General features: G+C 39.4%; 17 protein-coding genes. 9 read left to right on the top strand and 8 right to left on the bottom strand.

The annotated features are described in order from the left end of the window. Positions 1–504: 504 nt before the first annotated feature. Entirely contained in the window at positions 505–678 is a 174-nt protein-coding gene (locus ACFSR6_RS17980; RefSeq protein ID WP_379081405.1) for a hypothetical protein, read from the bottom strand. A gap of 44 nt (positions 679–722) precedes the next feature. Next, positions 723–1526 (bottom strand): hypothetical protein, encoded by an 804-nt coding sequence (locus ACFSR6_RS17975; protein WP_379081403.1) that lies wholly within the window; start codon positions 1524–1526, stop codon positions 723–725. Positions 1527–1828: 302 nt separating this feature from the next. Between ACFSR6_RS17975 and ACFSR6_RS17970 the strand changes: the two genes are divergently transcribed. After that, positions 1829–3262 carry an AAA family ATPase gene (locus tag ACFSR6_RS17970; RefSeq protein WP_379081401.1) on the top strand — a complete coding sequence of 478 codons (1434 nt, stop codon included), beginning with the start codon at positions 1829–1831 and terminating at the stop codon, positions 3260–3262. A 190-nt stretch (positions 3263–3452) separates the two neighbouring features. On the opposite strand, the gene ACFSR6_RS17965 is transcribed toward ACFSR6_RS17970, so the two are convergent. The 4 genes from ACFSR6_RS17965 to ACFSR6_RS17950 form a co-directional block, all read right to left on the bottom strand. Then, positions 3453–6647: an efflux RND transporter permease subunit gene (locus tag ACFSR6_RS17965; protein ID WP_379081399.1), complete on the bottom strand. Its 3195-nt coding sequence runs from the start codon at positions 6645–6647 to the stop codon at positions 3453–3455. Positions 6648–6753: 106 nt separating this feature from the next. Beyond that, on the bottom strand, positions 6754–7821 hold the full coding sequence (locus tag ACFSR6_RS17960; protein WP_379081397.1) for an efflux RND transporter periplasmic adaptor subunit: 1068 nt from the start codon (positions 7819–7821) through the stop codon (positions 6754–6756). After that, positions 7818–9164 carry a TolC family protein gene (locus ACFSR6_RS17955; RefSeq protein ID WP_379081395.1) on the bottom strand — a complete coding sequence of 449 codons (1347 nt, stop codon included), beginning with the start codon at positions 9162–9164 and terminating at the stop codon, positions 7818–7820. Before ACFSR6_RS17955 ends, ACFSR6_RS17960 begins: the two co-directional genes overlap by 4 nt. Before the next feature lie 82 nt (positions 9165–9246). Next, positions 9247–9858 carry a TetR/AcrR family transcriptional regulator gene (locus ACFSR6_RS17950; protein WP_379081393.1) on the bottom strand — a complete coding sequence of 204 codons (612 nt, stop codon included), beginning with the start codon at positions 9856–9858 and terminating at the stop codon, positions 9247–9249. A gap of 167 nt (positions 9859–10025) precedes the next feature. On the opposite strand from ACFSR6_RS17950, the gene ACFSR6_RS17945 reads away from it, so the two are divergent. The 6 genes from ACFSR6_RS17945 (at position 10026) to ACFSR6_RS17920 (ending at position 13432) form a co-directional block, all read left to right on the top strand. Continuing rightward, positions 10026–10469, top strand: coding sequence for a sterol desaturase family protein (locus tag ACFSR6_RS17945; RefSeq protein ID WP_379081391.1), 444 nt, complete (start codon positions 10026–10028; stop codon positions 10467–10469). 55 nt (positions 10470–10524) lie between these two features. Next, on the top strand, positions 10525–10650 hold the full coding sequence (locus ACFSR6_RS17940; protein WP_379081389.1) for a hypothetical protein: 126 nt from the start codon (positions 10525–10527) through the stop codon (positions 10648–10650). Then, positions 10625–11197, top strand: coding sequence for a hypothetical protein (locus ACFSR6_RS17935; RefSeq protein ID WP_379081387.1), 573 nt, complete (start codon positions 10625–10627; stop codon positions 11195–11197). Before ACFSR6_RS17940 ends, ACFSR6_RS17935 begins: the two co-directional genes overlap by 26 nt. A 71-nt stretch (positions 11198–11268) precedes the next feature. Further along, entirely contained in the window at positions 11269–11715 is a 447-nt protein-coding gene (locus ACFSR6_RS17930) for a hypothetical protein (protein ID WP_379081384.1), read from the top strand. 42 nt (positions 11716–11757) lie between these two features. Continuing rightward, on the top strand, positions 11758–12774 hold the full coding sequence (murB, locus tag ACFSR6_RS17925) for a UDP-N-acetylmuramate dehydrogenase (protein ID WP_379081382.1): 1017 nt from the start codon (positions 11758–11760) through the stop codon (positions 12772–12774). A 127-nt stretch (positions 12775–12901) separates the two neighbouring features. Continuing rightward, the gene (locus ACFSR6_RS17920; RefSeq protein WP_379081380.1) at positions 12902–13432 is read left to right on the top strand and encodes an RNA polymerase sigma factor; all 531 of its coding nucleotides are present in this window, start codon (positions 12902–12904) and stop codon (positions 13430–13432) included. Positions 13433–13878: 446 nt separating this feature from the next. Here ACFSR6_RS17920 and ACFSR6_RS17915 read toward each other — a convergent pair whose 3' ends face one another. Further along, a complete protein-coding gene (locus ACFSR6_RS17915) occupies positions 13879–15360 on the bottom strand; it encodes a phytoene desaturase family protein (protein WP_379081378.1) in 1482 nt (493 codons plus the stop codon). Between the two features lie 387 nt (positions 15361–15747). Between ACFSR6_RS17915 and ACFSR6_RS17910 the strand changes: the two genes are divergently transcribed. Further along, complete coding sequence (locus ACFSR6_RS17910; RefSeq protein ID WP_379081376.1) at positions 15748–16278, top strand: hypothetical protein; 531 nt, start codon at positions 15748–15750, stop codon at positions 16276–16278. A gap of 1 nt (position 16279) precedes the next feature. Further along, positions 16280–16981, top strand: coding sequence for a lycopene cyclase domain-containing protein (locus ACFSR6_RS17905; RefSeq protein ID WP_379081373.1), 702 nt, complete (start codon positions 16280–16282; stop codon positions 16979–16981). Positions 16982–17161: 180 nt separating this feature from the next. Here the strand turns inward: ACFSR6_RS17905 and ACFSR6_RS17900 are convergent, their stop codons facing one another. Then, positions 17162–17344: a hypothetical protein gene (locus ACFSR6_RS17900; protein ID WP_379081371.1), complete on the bottom strand. Its 183-nt coding sequence runs from the start codon at positions 17342–17344 to the stop codon at positions 17162–17164. Positions 17345–17569: the final 225 nt, after the last annotated feature.

Here is a 17569-nt window from a genome sequence, read left to right as displayed (position 1 = left end):
TTCTCTCTACTTAAGACCTGACCGATGATAGCCAGTTTAAATTCCAGACTATACTTAATTTTTCTGCTCATAAAATGCTCCTATTAAAGTGTCCAACTTTTTGGGGGCAGTCCACGTAGCGAGGACTATAAGCGAAAGCGGGACTGCACACCACCAAGAATCACAAGCTGATCATTTCCCAATTCTAAAATTATTTTATATATGGAGCGCAATGCTGGTGCACAACACTCCGTTTCTTCCCGTTTTACGCTTATACGCTTCGCTGCCTCGTGCCTCGTTGCTGCAGGGTAATGCTTCAACCGGGGCTAGGTGGCCAAAGCAGTATTTCATTTTTGGGGTTTGTAGGATGCAGAAACCCTTGTTCCTAAACCAGATTGAGCGGAATAGCCCGGAGCGCAGCGAGGACTATAAGCGAAAGCGGGACTGTAAACCGCCAATAACCACTGAATGCTCATTTCCAAATTCTATTTCGGTCGGTGAGACACCAACCGATGGAATAAAAGTTTATATGGAACGCAGTGCTTCTGCAACACGAAGAGTTTGCTCCCGTTTTGCGCTTATACGCTTTCCCGAAAGTTCGGGATACCTCGTTGCTGCAGGGTAACGCTTCAACCGGGGCTGCAAACCGCCAATAACCAGAAACCAATCGTTTCCTGATTTAAAAAAAAACTCTTTCATTGGAGCGTAGCTGTCACTTTAGCGTAATGCTTATACCTTATATGCTACTCTTTCCTTACCAATCCGTGTTCTTTTAAGGCTGCAACGGCGAGTTCAATTAACCTCAAATTTTCTTCCTGATGTCCGTGCTGTACTTCTACATTGATATAAGGAATATTATTTTGCATGGCATAAACAGATAGTGAACCATCGTTGGTTGCGAATTTAGACTGAAGGATAACGTTTACGTTAGCCTTTTTTAAGCTCGTAAATAACCTGGCTTCGGTTACATAAATTAGGTCATCGCCATCCATCTGGAAATTGATGTAAACAGAATCAGCCGTGCTTGACAGGTCGTACCCGGGTAAATAAGAGGAGATGCCAAAACCTCCGTCGGCATTATTATGTAAGGTTAAAAAATAGCCTGTGGTTTTGGGATCGTAAAAATCAACAATTTGCTTTCCTGCGTTCAATATGGCTTTTTCAACTTCGTTAGAGCTGAACTGGCTTTTTTTTAACCTGGTGTTAACACCTAATTGAGTATATATCGCATTAGGATCTATGCGATATTGATCGTCCATATAGTTAAAATAATAATCCCTCACCGCTCCATACTGACTGTCGATGAGTTCACCTCCGTTCCAGCGGATATAATCAAAACCTGCTTTTACGCCGGTATCTTCATTATCGTGTACCACTAAAAACCTTACCCCATTGGGTTTATAGCTGTATTTAACCAGGGTAATATCCAAATCGTAGAGTTTAATAAAGCTCGAATCAGTGCTCATTGCGGCAAAAACTGGGGGATGTTGAGCTTTTACAATCAGTGCAGAACAGATCAGGAACAGGCTAAAAATGATTTTGAACATAATCCATAATATACAAAATGGATACATAATTTGTTTGAAGACGACCTTGTATAATTATCTGTGCATGCCCGGAATGGACGGTTTACATATTGTCCCGCTTTCTGAATTTCAGCTGGCAAAACGGAATTGATTCCGACAAACCAAGAGCAGGTTGATAAATAAAACTTATTATCAGCAGCCAAATTAATACTTTTTGATAGTATTTTGGCTGCTGATAATTTTTTATCAGCAGCCAAAATTGTATATTTGAGGTATATTTTGGCTGCAGATAAGTTTTACTGTTAATGTTAAAAGAAGAAAAAATGGAATTGCTCATTGGAAGAATAGCTGAGAAAAAAATACTGTCAGAGGCGCTTGTCTCACCTTCATCAGAGCTGTTGGCGGTATTTGGCAGGAGAAGGGTCGGAAAAACTTTCCTGATTCGTTCGGTTTTTCAGAAACAGCTCATTTTCGAACTTTCGGGAGTTCATGATGCGAACGCCGCCGAGCAACTGCTCAATTTCAGTAAGGCGATGGCAGATGCATTGGGTTCCCCGTTAGCTCTTGCAGTTCCTAAGAACTGGACAGAAGCTTTTTGGCAACTCAGAGAATTTGCAGCCCCTATACTTAAAAAAAGAAAAGCTGTAATTTTCTTTGACGAGTTCCCTTGGCTAAGTTCGCATAAATCAGGCTTTCTTTCCGCATTTGAATATTTTTGGAATCAATGGGCCTCACAACAGCCAAATCTGATTGTTGCGATCTGTGGATCTGCTGCCACCTGGATGATCAAAAAGGTTGTAAACAGCAAAGGAGGTCTGCACAATCGGTTAACACGTAAAATACGCCTGTTGCCTTTCACCCTGAACGAGACAGAACAGTATCTAAAAAGTAATAATATCAATATTGACCGCTACCAGGTGCTGACTATTTTTATGGCAATGGGTGGTGTACCACATTATCTAAAAGAACTAAAAAAAGGAGAAAGTGCTGCGCAGGCCATTGATAGGCTTTGCTTCACTAAGGATGGCCTCCTTTCAACAGAATTTGCAAACCTTTACCGCTCGCTGTTCGAAAATGCCGACAGGCACATTTCCGTAGTCAAGGCACTCGCAGATAAACCGTCGGGCTTAACCAGAAACGAAATCATTGCGGTATGTAACCTGAAGAGTGGTGGGACTACCAGTCTTTTACTCGAGGAGCTTGTGGAGTCTGGCTTTATTACTCCGAACCTGCCTTTCCAAAAAAATGCTAATGACAGCATTTACAAGCTCAGTGACGAATACAGCCTTTTTTATCTTAAATTTATTGAACATTCCCGGGCCACCGGTACAGGCACATGGTTAAAAAAATCATCAACGCCTTCCTGGAGGAGTTGGAGTGGTTATGCCTTTGAAGGGATTTGTATGAAACATACAAGTAATATTAAGCAGGCGCTGGGCATTTCCGGAGTGTTTACTGAAACATCGGCCTGGAGATATACTCCAAAAGATGGAAACGGAGCACAGGTCGATCTATTGTTAGACAGGCAAGATAATGTGATCAGCATCTGTGAAATGAAGTTTTCGAATACTGAGTTTGTAATAGATAAGGCTTATGCTGCTGATTTACAGGGCAAACTTGAGGTGTTTCGCCGGCAGAGCAAAACTAAAAAGGCATTATTTCTGGCCATGGTTACAACTTATGGCGTTAAAAACAATATGTATTCTATTGGTCTCGTGCAAAATGAGGTTACCATGGATGATTTGTTTTTGCCATAGTATAGTATAGCAAGAGGATTTAAAGCGTTATTTTTATCAATTTTTGAGGCTGCCAAATGTATCGGTTTCAAGAGCATTAAATTCGATAAATCTGTAGTTTTACTGCACCACGAGGATTTTTGCTTTAAAAATCCCACTAAAAAGCCCCGATTTTGTGGTCGGGGCTTTTCATTGTTAATATGGGTGTTTATTAATGTCCGTGATCTAAATCGTATTCATTAACATCTTTATGATCATAAGGTTCTACCATTAACTCATCAATGCTTTTCCCTTTTTTGTTGAAGCCAAAGCGTTCCAGCATTCTATCAAAGATTAAATACACTACTGGTACAACAATCAGGGTTAAGAATAAAGAACTGGTTAATCCACCAACGATAACCCATGCCAAACCATTTTTCCATTCGGCACCGGCACCACTTGCCAATGCAATTGGAAGCATACCGAACACCATGGCGATGGTTGTCATCAGGATCGGTCTTAAACGTGCGTGGTTAGCCAATACAAGCGCCTCTTTGGTTTCTTTACCTTCGGCCTTTAAGTGGTTGGTAAAATCGACCAGGATAATCGCGTTTTTCGCTACCAGACCCATCAACATAATTAAACCTAAAATGGTAAATATACCGATTGAGTTATTGGTTAATGCCAGCGCCAACAATGCCCCGATAACCGCTAAAGGAAGTGAGAACATTACCACCAACGGATAGATAAAGCTATCGTACAAGGCTACCATGATCAGGTACACTAGAATGATCGAGGCCAATAAGGCTATACCTAATGTACCAAAACCTTCACTTTGGTTCTCCTGATCGCCCGCCCAGCTATAGCTTACGCCGATAGGTGCTTTTAGCTTACCATTTTCCTGCAATTCTTTCAGTTTTGCCTGGAATTCTGCAACCACTGTTCCGGTTGGTCTTCCGATAGACTGTGCTTTGACTGATACAGACGTAGATTTATTTAAACGCTCTAACTGACTTGGTCCTGAACCTTCAGTAATGGTGGCAAACTGCGATAATTTAATCTGCGCACCAGCACTGTTTACAAAAATCAGGTTACGTACATCATCGATATTTTTACGGTTAAAGTTCTGATACTGGATATTGATATCGTACTCGTATTCACCTTTTCTGTATTTACCATCGGTATTACCTGCAAAAGCGGTTTGCATGGTAGAACCAACGGTTTGTAAGGTTAAGCCAACTGCCGACATCTTGTCGCGGTCTACCTGAACGTTAATCTCAGGAGTTCCTTTTTCTACCGATAATTTAATCTCTGTAGCTCCCGGAATCGATGCAAGTACTTTTTGTGCGCCTTCAGCATATTTTAAAGCACTATCCAAATCCGATCCCATTACCACCAACTGGATTGGTGCGTTTTCTGCAATACCCAAAATACTGATCGGAACTGTTTTTACTTTTGCTCCAACCAGTTCTTTCGCCAATGCCCGACTCATTTTGGTAGCGAAAATATCTGATGAAACCCCTTTACGCTGATCGCGTTCAACCAGTTTCACATTAATTTCCGATTTGTAGGCGGTAGCCTGTGTACCTCCAAAATCACCGGTCGATTGTCCAACGGTAGTAATTAACTGTGTAATTTCTGGCTGTTTATCCAAGAAAGCCTCTGCTTTTTGGGTTAAAAAGTTGGTTTGCTCTAAAGAAGCATCCTTAGGTAGTTCCAGTTGTACCAGGAATTCGCCTTTATCTGATTTAGGGAAGAACTCCGAACCGATAAAACCTCCTGCTAACAGTCCGCATGAACTAAAGAACATTACCACCACAATAACTAATGTAAGCGCTTTATGGTTTAAAGACCAGGTTAAGATACTGGTAATCCAAAGGGTAAATCTCTTTAACTGTTTTTCAAACCAAAGAATGAAACGGCCGAACAGGTTTTTACCTTCAATACGTTCAAGTTTACCAAAACGCGAGAAAATTAAAGGCACAATGGTAAATGAAGCCACCAATGAAAGGAGGGTCGCGATAATTACCACGATACAGAACTGGCGCAGGATGTTTGATACCAAACCTGTACTTACCGCGATTGGGAAGAACACTACCACAATTACAAAAGTGATGGATACAACTGTAAAACCGATCTCCCTGGTTGCATCAGAAGCCGCTCTCACTTTGTTTTTACCCATCTCCATGTGCCTTTGGATGTTTTCCAGTACCACAATCGCATCATCCACGAGGATACCTACCACAAGCGATAATCCAAGCAGCGACATTAAGTTTAAGGTAAAGCCGAACAGGCCGATCCCGATAAAGGTCGCAATTAACGATACAGGGATAGATACCATTACGATGATTGCGTTACGTAAACTGTGCAGGAAGAAAAGCATTACGAATGCCACCAGGATAACTGCAAGAATCAAATCGTGGATTACCGCATCGGCTGATTCCAATGTGAAAATCGAACTGTCATTTACAATCCTGATATCGAGTTTGTTTGCTGCATATTCATTTTTAAGCTTAGCAATAATGGCATGCACACCTTTACTTACTTCTACCGCGTTCGCATCACTTTGTTTGATGATCTGGATGGCGATAGAGGCCTTGCGGTCTATACGGGCCAGCTTTTCGGTTTCTTTTTGCGAATCCTGAACATCGGCTACATCACCTAAACGGATCTGGGTACCGGTTTTAGAAGTGGTTAACACTAGGTTTCTTAACTCATCCATGCTTTTGTATTTACCCGATAAACGGATTAATACATCCTGGTTCTGCGTTTTAACACTTCCGGTAGGAAAATCCAGGTTTGATGAAAGGATCATCTGCTGTACCTGCGGAACTGATAAATTGTAACCCTGTAATTTATCGGCATCTAACGATACCTGGATCTCACGTTCTGAACCACCTACAAGGTTAACCTGGGCGATACCGTTTACCCTTGAAATTACAGGGGCAATACGTTTATCGATCAGGTCGTAAAAAGAAATGTCATCCATGTTTGCAGAGGCCGACATGGTGATCACCGGAAGGTCATCAAGGGAGAACTTACTTAAAGACGGCGTTTTTACATCCTCAGGTAGTTGAGAAAGAATGGCGTTTACCTTTCTTTGTGCATCATTTAAGGAAATATCGATGTTTGCCGCATCGGTTAAAGTGATGGTAACCGTTGATAAACTCTCAAATGATACAGAGTTGATCTTTTTGATGTTCTCCATCGATGATACCGCATCCTCGATCTTTTTAGTTACGGTATTTTCAACCTCATTTGGCGAAGCACCAGGGTAGATGGTCGAAATAGATACTACGTTGTTAGAGAATTTTGGAAGTAATTCATAACCCAACGAAAAGTAACTTAACAGCCCGAGCAAGGTAAGTGCGGTAAATACCACAATTACCAGCGAGGGCCTTTTTATTGATATATCTGTTATCTTCATTTTTATTGGTATTGCGTTTTGCGTAAATATTGACCCTTCACTTCGACTTCGCTCAGTGCGAGCGAGCTCAGGGTGACAAACTGTAAACTAAAAACAGCCAACTGGGCTATTTTACGATACTTACCGGAGTACCTTCAGCTAGGTTGATTTGTCCGCTGGTGATTACAGTTTCACCTTCTTTTAGGCCTTCAATAATTTCAACATTGTCGCCCAAAATGCGGCCTGTAACTACATTGCGCACTTTAGCAACATTAGCTGCCCTATCGTATACAAACACCTGGTTGCTGCTTACACTGCCCACAAACGAAGTACGTGGAATCAGGATGCTTGGCGCCTGTTTAGGGAAATTGAATACTGCTGTTCCGTACATACCTGCCCTTAAGCTGTTTTTGGTATTGTTGCTTACTTCAATTTCAACCGGGAAATTTAAGCTGGCATCGGCTTTTGGAGCAATAAAGGTAATTTTGCCGGAGAATTTCTCATCAGGGAAAATCGTCGATTTAATGTCGATATTATCGCCGATTTTTAAGCTGGCCACCTGCGATTCGTTTACGTTAACTTTAAGTTTCAGCTTAGAAACATCAACCAATTCGAACAACTGGGTACCCTGTGCTGTTACAAAAGCACCAACTTCAATGTATCTTTTATTCACGATACCGTTAATCGGCGATTTAATGTTGGCATCACTCAGTCTACGTTGCGAAGCCTGTAAGCGCAATTTTGCGTTTCTGGTAGCCAATTTAGCTTGGTCTAACTGCTGTTGTGTTACGCCGCCTGTTTCATACGAACTTTGGTATCTGGCTTCATCTCTTTTTGCATTTTCGTAAGCAGCCTGTGCAGTTTCCCTGTCGGTGTTAATAATTTCTGCATCAATACGGGCCAATACCTGGCCTTTGCTTACACGGTCACCTTCATCAACATTAATGGCGGTAATACGACCGGCATTTTCTGATAAAAAATTAAGCTCCTGTTTTGGAGCAAAGTTTCCGTTTGCAACGAAATCCATGTCTACAACCTTTTTTTCTACTGTAGCAACACGAACGGCAACCGCTCCTCCACCTTTAGCAATGAAAGCAGTTTTCTCTTCGTTTTTCTTTTTATTGTTGTTTAAAATATAGGCTATTGCGCCCAGGGCAACAACAACTACGATAATGATGGTAATTACTCTTTTCATTTCTCTTGTACTAGCGATTTAATATTTCCGTTTGATTTAATTAGTTGTATTTCGGCTATCTTATAATTTAATAAAGCCTGTGTATAGCTGTTCTGTGCTTCGGTTAACGAATTTTCGGTTTCTAAAAGATCGGTTAACGAGGCTAAGCCATTGTTATAGTTATTTTGTGTGCTTTTATAGATCTCCTGTGCCAGATCTGCATTTTTACGTTGCGACTTAATGGTGTTTAAGTTATTACGGAGTTGGATCTTGGCATTCTCGTAAGCTAAGTTTAACGAGTTTACAGATTCTTTTCTGCTCTCTCTCGCTTTTTTGATATCTACATCTGCCTGGCGGATTTTTGAACGCGTTAAAAAGCCGTTAAAAATGGGCACTTTTAAGGTCAGGCCGATTGCAGATGCACCATACCCGATTGCAGCCGCATTGGATTTTAAGAAATCAAAACCGTCGCTTTGGCTCGAGTAAGTATAGTTGCCCGTTAAAGCCAGTGATGGATAATACTCGGAAACATAAGCTTTTCTCTGTAGCGATAAAAGTTTATCCTGGTTATCCAAAAGTTTTACCTCTGTTCTGTTTGCCAGATCAATAGAATCTGTAAACAAAGGGAGAGTGGTTACTTCGGTTAATTCGGTTGCAGGCAGGCTTATTGGTGTAGAAACCGGCATGCCCATTGAGAATTTTAATTGGTTTTCCAATTGTGTAATCGCATTGATCACCTGCTCGCGCTGTGTATTCAGGTTGGTTAGGTTTACCGTAATACGGTCTACATCGATTTTTCTGGCCAAACCGTTTTTAAACTGGTTACCGATTACTTTTTCAATGATTTTAACGTTTTTGATGTTGGTATCGATTACGTTTAACTGTTGCCTGTTTACCAGAACCTGGTAATAATTGTTGGCAACTAACTCAATAATCTGTTCTTCAGTTAATTTAGAAGTAAGGTTGTAATACTCTTCACTCGATTTTGCAGCCTGGAGGCCTGTAAAAACCTGCTGGTTGAATAATTGTTGCGAAAGTTGAACACCTGCAGTTGAATTCCAGTTCTGGCCTAATTTGATTGCCTGTGTCTGTCCGCCGAAATTAGCAACCAGTTGACCGATAATCGGGTTGTAGGTTAAACCAACGTTACCCGTAATCTGGGGTAAGGCCTGTGCCCTAACTTCCTCTACCTTATATCTTCCTCCCTCAATATCCAGTTTCGCATTGCGCACCTTGGTATTGTTTTGGAGCGCATAGGTTAGCGCCTCTTTTAAGGTAATCTGCTGCTGAGCTACTACCAGTTGTGGTAAAAACGAACCGATCAGGAGTATGAGCATTAACCTTAGCATTTTTACTTTAAGCATAATGTATTGTTTTTTGTTTTTGGGTTCTTATCTATTTAAATTATCTCAAGGCTGCAGATATTTGATGCATTCTGCCCGCTATTTAATCAGCACACCTTAAACCCCGTACAAATATGGTTGTGAGGTTTTTCTGCTTCATTGTCATTTTATTTAATGTCTTTTTATCAGGAAAAAGGTCTTTCCCGGTTTCCATAATGCACATGGTACTAAGCCCCATCAGGCTTTCGAGATAAAGCTCTGCAATGTGTGCGCAGTCATCATGTTCGATTTCTTTTTTATCTCTTGCCCGGCTAAAAATCTCGGAGAAAAAGTCTTTTTCCGTTTGTTTTAATGTTTGTAACTTCCCCTTTATTACCTCATCGTTCAACAGATCTGGAATACCTTCAGTAATCCTTAACATGTAATACTTTTGAAAAAAAGTGTTTCTTACATCAATGGCACTAAAAAGGATTTCCTCTACCGGCAAATCAGGATTGTATTTCTTTTTGATGAGTTCAAAGAAATCGTTAAACACCCTTTCTATTACCCCAATAATCAAATGCTTTTTGTCCGGGAAATAATAATAAAGCGACGGTTTGGAAACGGAGAGGTCTTCGGCAATATCATTCATCGTGGTTTTACCAATACCAAAATGGATAAAGCGTTTTATCGCACCATCAATAATTTGCTCTCTCTTTTTATCGGCTACAATCATTTTACTTTTCTACTTTCTGACTTTTTTAATATTTTAGTCAAAAATAGTGCTAAAAAATCATTTGTCATGAAAGCTTTGTTCAAAAGCATGTTAAGCTTACAATTCTGTGACATAATTTTGTGCGTTTGGCTGTTTATATACCTTTACAAACCAATCATTTAAGCATTTTGTCAGTATTCAACAGTGTATTTATTGTACTCTTCACCATCGTGGCAATGGAGTGTTTTTCGTGGTTTATACACAAGTACCTGTTCCATGGCGTACTGTGGTTTCTGCATAAAAGCCATCATCAAAAAACTCATTCTTTTTTTGAATGGAATGATCTTTTTGCGGTATTGTTCGCAGCAGCTTCACTGTATTTAATGTATAAGGGCAAAGAAGATTTTGATTATCGATTTTTTATCGGTTTGGGCATTACCTTATACGGTTTAATTTATTTTGTAATACACGATTGGTTTGTACACCGTCGTTTTAAAACCTTTAAAAGCAATAATGCCTATTTGAAAGCAGTGCGGAGAGCGCATAAAATACACCATAAAAATAGGAAAAGGGAAAAAGGGAGGGCTTTCGGGCTGTTGTTTGTAAGGAAAGACTTAATAAAAAATGATTAAAATATTTTTTAACTAATTAATTAGTTTTATATTTAATGTTATAAATATAAAACCGATGAAAAAACTAATTATTTGCATCTCTTTGCTTTTTGTGGGCTCGTTGCATGCACAAACGATCAAATTTACCATCGAAGGGGTGGTTCAAAATCCAAAAAATGCGAAATTCTTACCTGGTAAGTGATGCAACTGTTGCAGGAAAACCAGATCTGTTTTTGGTGAGGCCAATGGAGGGTAATCATTTTCAGCTTTCAGCAACTTCTAATCTGGATGGAAAACTTTTGAGAAACGGTTTCATTTTTATTGATGAACGCGGAGATATTACTTTAGCCGAAGTGAAATCGAAGTTGAAACAGAAGGTTTGGTTTTTAGGTGGAAGTGCCAATCTTAAAAGTATTTATCTCGAAGATGTTAAATTAGAAATCGAAAACCCTTATAATTTAGCATCGGCAAAGATAATTAGCGGAGGGATTTATCTTCAGCAAACCGAAGATGCCACAAAAGCATTAAAAGAACGAAAGTTTTTAAATTTTGTTAAGCAAAATGCCGATTCGCCGGTGGCACTTGTGGAGCTGGGTTACCTTATGCGCTATATCAGTATACCAGGTTTTTTTAAAGATTCTGGTTTCGGTTCGCCTGCAGAAATGTACGGTGCACTTTCGAGCCGGTTACGGCAGACTTCTGAAGCAAAGGCGATTAAAAAGAAGATAGATGGGGCATTAAAAAAATAAGGGCTACCGGCCTTGTCTTTCTTGATCCATTGTTTGGCAGGATGCTTGCTCTTTTTTATTAAAGCTATGCCATGAGAAAAATTTACCATGCCTTTGTGCTTTTGCTACTGGTTGTTATTATATCCTGCGGCAAAAAGACTAATCAGGACCGTGCTATTGCACTTGTTGAAGCTCAGTATGAAAACGGTAACCAGGATTTGAATTTTGATAGTTCAAAACTGGATAGCCTCTATAATATTTCTCCGGCAGCTTATGCCGATAGCCTGAAAAAAGGAAATGAATTGGATGTTACCCTTGCTGAATTAGAGGGCCAGATTGAACATCTGAGCCAGGCGGAGTCGGATAGCGTAGGATTGATCAGTGCTAAATTAACCAAAGAGCGTTACCGTTTGCTTGAACTTACTAAAACAAAACCTGTATTTATTGGCTGGAAACTTTCTGGTGTTGCTATAGAAGGAGATAAGCACGAGGTTTTAAGTTTTAATTTTGATAAGGGGATTACCAAAATCGTTCCTTAAACTATTTTTTATTTTACTTTTGCAGCATAACATAAAATCAACATGCTTCAGATCCAGGAAAATATCTCGTTAAAACCATATAACTCATTTGGCATAGAGGTTAAGGCCGCTTATTTTGCCGAAATATTTGCAGAGGAGGATTTGACTGAGCTGTTTCAGAATGATTTGATAAAATCTCAGAAATTATTTGTTATTGGTGGAGGAAGTAATGTGCTGTTTACCAGTGATTACGAGGGGCTGGTAATTAAAATAAGTATAAAGGGAGTTGCTGCCGAAATGATAGATAAGCGGGTGATGGTAACTGCCGGTGCAGGGGAGGTTTGGAACGACTTTGTACAGTATTGCGTAACCCGTGGTTTTGCCGGGGTAGAAAATTTAAGCCTCATACCCGGGACGGTAGGCGCTTCGCCCATACAGAATATCGGTGCTTATGGGGTAGAACTAAAAGATGTTTTCGAAAGCTGTACCGCTTTTGATATAGAAACCGGCAATATTAAGACCTTTACTTATGCCGATTGTCATTTCGGTTACCGTGAAAGTGTTTTTAAAGGTACGTTAAAAGGAAGGTACATTATAACATCGGTTACTTTTCATTTATCGGCCGAAGCAAAAATAAATACCTCATACGGCGCTATTGAAACCGAGCTGTTAAACAAGGGAATCGAAAAGCCGAATATTGCCGATGTTTCTGCTGCTGTATCTCATATCCGTGTAAGCAAATTGCCCGATCCATCTACGATTGGTAACGCAGGTAGTTTCTTTAAAAATCCGGTTATTGAAAAACATGAATTTGCCGATATTGTGTCAAAACACCCCGATGTGGTACATTATCCTACAGCGGATGATAAAATTAAATTAGCAGCAGGCTGGCTTATCGAACAGTGCGGCTGGAAAGGGAAAAAAGTGGGTAATACAGGTACCTGGAAAAACCAGGCCCTGGTTTTGGTTAACCACGGAGGTGCAACTGGCATGGAAGTTTATGACTTATCTGAACAGATTATAGACAGTGTAAAGTCTACTTTTGGAGTCACTTTAGAAAGAGAAGTAAATATTCTGTGACGAAAACCCATCAAGAAGTAGTTCTGCGGTTTTAGTGCTGTGCCATAAATTTTTGGTACTAAGTTTGTTTGGTTTTAAGGGAATATGCAATAATTCATTTGTTTTAATTTACCTAAAGCTAAACATCATGACAAAATTTGAATTCAATCATCTGGTTAATCATCACTCGGTATCGCTTAGATCTTATGCATTAAATTTTACTAAAGATGCAGAAGATGCAAATGATTTGGTTCAAGATACCATGCTGAAAGCGATCACTTATTACAATAAGTTTAAAGAAGGTACGAATTTAAAAGGTTGGTTGTTTACTATCATGAAAAATACTTTCATTAACAACTATCGCCGGTTGGTGAAAACCAATACGTTGATTACACAGAGCGAGGATATTTCTTCTGCGAATCTGTCGTATAGCGCAACCAAAAATCAGGCTGAGGGTAAATTTGTGCTTGGAGATATTGATAAAGCCCTTTCACAATTGCCCGAAGAGTATTATGTACCTTTTATCCGTTATTTTGAAGGATATAAATATCACGAAATTGCTGATATGTTAGCTATTCCGATCGGAACTGTAAAAACCCGTATCCATGTAGCAAGAGGAATTCTGAAAAAATATTTAAAAACATATTCGAAAGAAATTGCCACAACAGAATTGGCTTAAGACACATCAATCGAAAAACTATGGGCTCAGATATCATCTGGGCCTTTTTTATTTAAAGTAATTCACCGTATTTGAGCGGGATGTGACTTAATCGACAACCAAGAAGTACTCAGCTGAGCGGATCTGCCGGTATAAATCTCTCCAGAATATGATCAACGTGAATTTGTTTCAGGGCCATGCATGCGAAACAGGTTCCTTCGCTCTACGATGTTTTGGTAGAGATGATGTTTCTTTATTTCCAAAATTTCCTAAAAAGCAAAAGGCCTGAAACTTCAGGCCTTTTTGCTTATCATATATTTGGTTAGTTGATTCTTATTTTTTCTTTCAACAATTCGCCTTCTCTATTATTTCGAAACAAATTAAAACCCCAACAATTATGTTGTTTTGAGCTTTAAATGCTGTGTTTTTGTTTTGTGGTTATAAAGATAAGGGAAATTTTAAATTTGTCAAGCTTTTTTTAACTTTTTTTTTATTTCTTTTGCTGCCACTTGCCCTGAGATGATGGCAGGAGGTACACCAGGGCCGGGAACGGTTAATTGTCCGGTGTATAAAAAATTTGTTACCTTACTTTTCATCCTGGGTTTTAAAAAAGCAGTCTGTTTCAAAGTGTTTGCTAATCCATAAGCGTTTCCTTTAAAGGCGTGATAATCTGCTACAAAATCGTTCATGGCGTAACTGCGTTTAAACAAAATGTGCTCATTAATATCGTTTCCGGTTAATTTTTTAAAACGTTCGACCAATAAATTAAAATATTCTTCCCTTTTGCTTTCGTTATCTTTTAAATCGGGTGCTACGGGAATTAAAAAGAAAAGATTCTCGCATCCTTCAGGTGCTATGCTTTTATCGGTTACCGAAGGACAGCATACATAAAACAACGGTTTTGACGGCCATTGCGGATGGCTGTAGATTTCTTCGGCATGTTGATCAAAATTCTCATCAAAGAATAAATTGTGGTGTAATATATTGTCCAGTTTTTTATTCAGGCCGATATAGAATAAAAGGCAAGAAGGTGCCATTGTCCTTTTTTCCCAATACTTTTTACTGTAATTACGGTAAGGTTTATCAAAAAGATGCTGATCAATGTGGTGATAATCTGCATTTCCTACCACAAAATCGCTTTTAAAACTTCCTTTGCTGGTGATTACGTACTCCGCAAGGTTGTTTTTTACTTCAATTTTGGTTACTTCCGTGCCGAAAATAAATTTTACACCCTGGCTTTCCGCAATATGCTGCATGGCAGCTACAATTTTGTGCATTCCACCTATGGGGTACCAGGTGCCCAATACAAGATCAGCATAGTTCATCAGGCTATATAAAGCAGGCGTATTCTGAGGTGTGGCGCCTAAAAACAGAACCGGGAATTCTAAAAGTTTCCGTAGCCGCTCATTTTTAAACAAGTGCTGTACATGTTTTCGCATGTTGCCCAAAAGCTGCAGTTTAATGCCGCTCATGGCCAGCCTGGGGTCGAAATATTCCATTACGCTGTGTGAGGGCTTAAACACATACTCTTTCATGCCTACATCATATTTGTATTTCGCCTGGTCGAGAAAATGCTTTAGGTTTTTACTGCTTCCAGGTTCCAGTTTTTCAAATAAGGCATATAAATCATCCAACGTGGCCGGAACATCAATAGTATCGTTTTTACCGAAATAAACCCGGTAAGACGGGTTTAATCTTTTTAACGTGTAAAAATCAGAAGCAGTTTTGCCGAATAAGGCATAATAGTTCTCGAAAACATCTGGCATCCAGTACCAACTCGGGCCCATATCGAAAAGAAAGCCATCTTTTTGCCAGGTTCTGGCCCTGCCGCCAGCCATTTCGTTTTTTTCGATAACGGTAACCTCAAAACCGTCTTTAGCCAATAAAGCTGCAGCAGCCAAGCCTGCAAAACCAGCACCTATAACGGTAACCGTTGGTTTTTTCTCCATGGTGTAAATAAAGGAATTTTATGCCGTTTTGTTTTCGTTTTTTTATTATTCTGCGGTTGTCATTCTGAACGCAGTAAAGAATCTTTTCTTAGAAGTAATCTTTATGAGACTTACTTTGTTTAAATGTTTTGGGTTCTGTTTTCATCGGTTAGGGATCCTTCGCTGCGCTCAGGATGATAGCAAGGGGAAATAATTTGTTCTGCTGAACGTATTGGAGAATCTTTCTTTTATTGTTAGTAATTCTTAACTGTTTTAAATGTAATGAAGAATCCTTAAGCATGTTTTACCATTAAGGAGTTAAGAAAAGGTATCTTAATTTCTTAATGTTGAAGAATGAATATCTGCGAAGAGAACTCTTGATAGATTTCTTACATTTGCCAATATCTTATGATTAGACTACGCATTATATTTTTTCTGCTATTTGCAGTAAGCCATATTACTTACGCTCAGTTATCTACCGAAGAAATTGCGATATTAAAAACTAATATGGTGAAGGCGGTAGAAAACTCAAAGCTGACCGACTCGTTGTTTAACAAGTTGAATAAACTTCCAAATAAAACCGCCCTGATAACTGGCTATACCGGTACTTTGGAGGCGCTTAAAGCCAAACATTCGTGGAATCCCTACAACAAGATCAGGTATGTAAGCAGATCGCTCAAAACCATGCAAAAGGCCATTGATATGGACAAGGAAAACCTGGAAATCCGTTTTATGCGGTTTTCAATTGAATTTTATACCCCTTCCTTTCTTGGTTTCAGTAAAGATTTAGCCCTTGACAAAAAAGAGATCGTAAAACATTATCAAAATGAAAATTTTGGCCTTGCCGATCGCGAACTGGTTAAAAACGTAGCCAAATTTATGATCGACAGTAAAAAATGCAATGCTGCTGAAGTTAAAATCTTGACAAAATACCTCTAGAATGAATTATATCTATCTGCTTATTAATCTTGCCGTAATTTTTTTTCCGCTGGTTTTATCGTTCGATAAAAAGGTTCATTTTTTTAGTAAATGGAAGTTTGTATTCCCTGCAATATTGCTTACCGGTATGGTGTTTTTAGTTTGGGATGTGCTGTTTACCAAACTCAATGTGTGGTCTTTTAATCCCCGATACCTAATCGGCATAAACCTTCTAGGACTGCCTTTAGAAGAGATTTTATTCTTTTTAACTGTTCCTTATGCCTGCATATTTATTTATGAGTGTTTAAACGCCTATTTCCCTAAAAATGGCCTGCAAAAGTATAGCCTTGCACTAAGTAACCTGTTTCTGGGACTTTGTATAGCCATTTTATTTTTTGGTTATAACAGGTGGTATACGTTAATTAATTTCGGCTTTTTATTGATCGTGCTGGCCTATGTAGAATATGTAAACGTGGAGTTCAGGTTTATGTACCGGTTTTACAGGGCCTACCTGGTTTCGCTTGTCCCTTTTTATATTGTAAACGGTTTTTTAACTGCTATCCCTGTCGTGATATACAATAACAAAGAAAATATGGGTTTCAGAGTAGGTACTATACCTTTCGAAGACCATTTTTATTTAATGAGTTTATTGTTGATGAATATTTTCCTCTATGAGCTTTTTAAAGGCAGGGCCGCTAAACTGATAAATAAGGGAGATTATTAATTAAAATAAAATACCATGGCCATGGTTCGTCTCTCTACGTGCCATAAACTTTATCCCATCATAAAGCCTTACCGGTTGTGTTTCACCAGAATAGAATTAGGAAATGAGCATTCACTGGTTCTTGGCGGTATGCAGCCCCGCTTTCGCTTATAGTCCTTGCTGCGCTCCGGGCTATTCCGCTCAATCAGGTTTAGGAACAAAGGTATCTGCACCCTGCAAAGCCCAAAAATGGATGCTGCTGTAGCCATTTAGCCCCCCGGTTGTAGCGTACCCTGCAGCAACGAGGTATCCCGAACTTTCGGGAAAGAGTATAAGCGCAAAACGGGAGCAAACTCTTCGTGTTGCAGAAGCACTGCGTTCCATATAAAACTTTTATTCCATCGGTTGGTGTCTCACCGACCGAAATAGAATTTGGAAATGAATGGTACGTGGTTCTTGGCTGTTTGCAGTCCCGCTTTTTATTTCAAGTCCTCGCTGCGTGGACTGCCCCCAAAAAGTTGGACACTTTAATAGGAGCATTTTATGAGCAGAAAAATTAAGTATAGTCTGGAATTTAAACTGGCTATCATCGGTCAGGTCTTAAGTAGA

The organism is Pedobacter vanadiisoli (assembly GCF_042684385.1).
GTDB lineage: Bacteria > Bacteroidota > Bacteroidia > Sphingobacteriales > Sphingobacteriaceae > Pedobacter > Pedobacter vanadiisoli.
The sequence above is the reverse complement of the archived record's forward strand: the minus strand, read 5'-3'. Positions and strand labels throughout refer to the sequence as shown.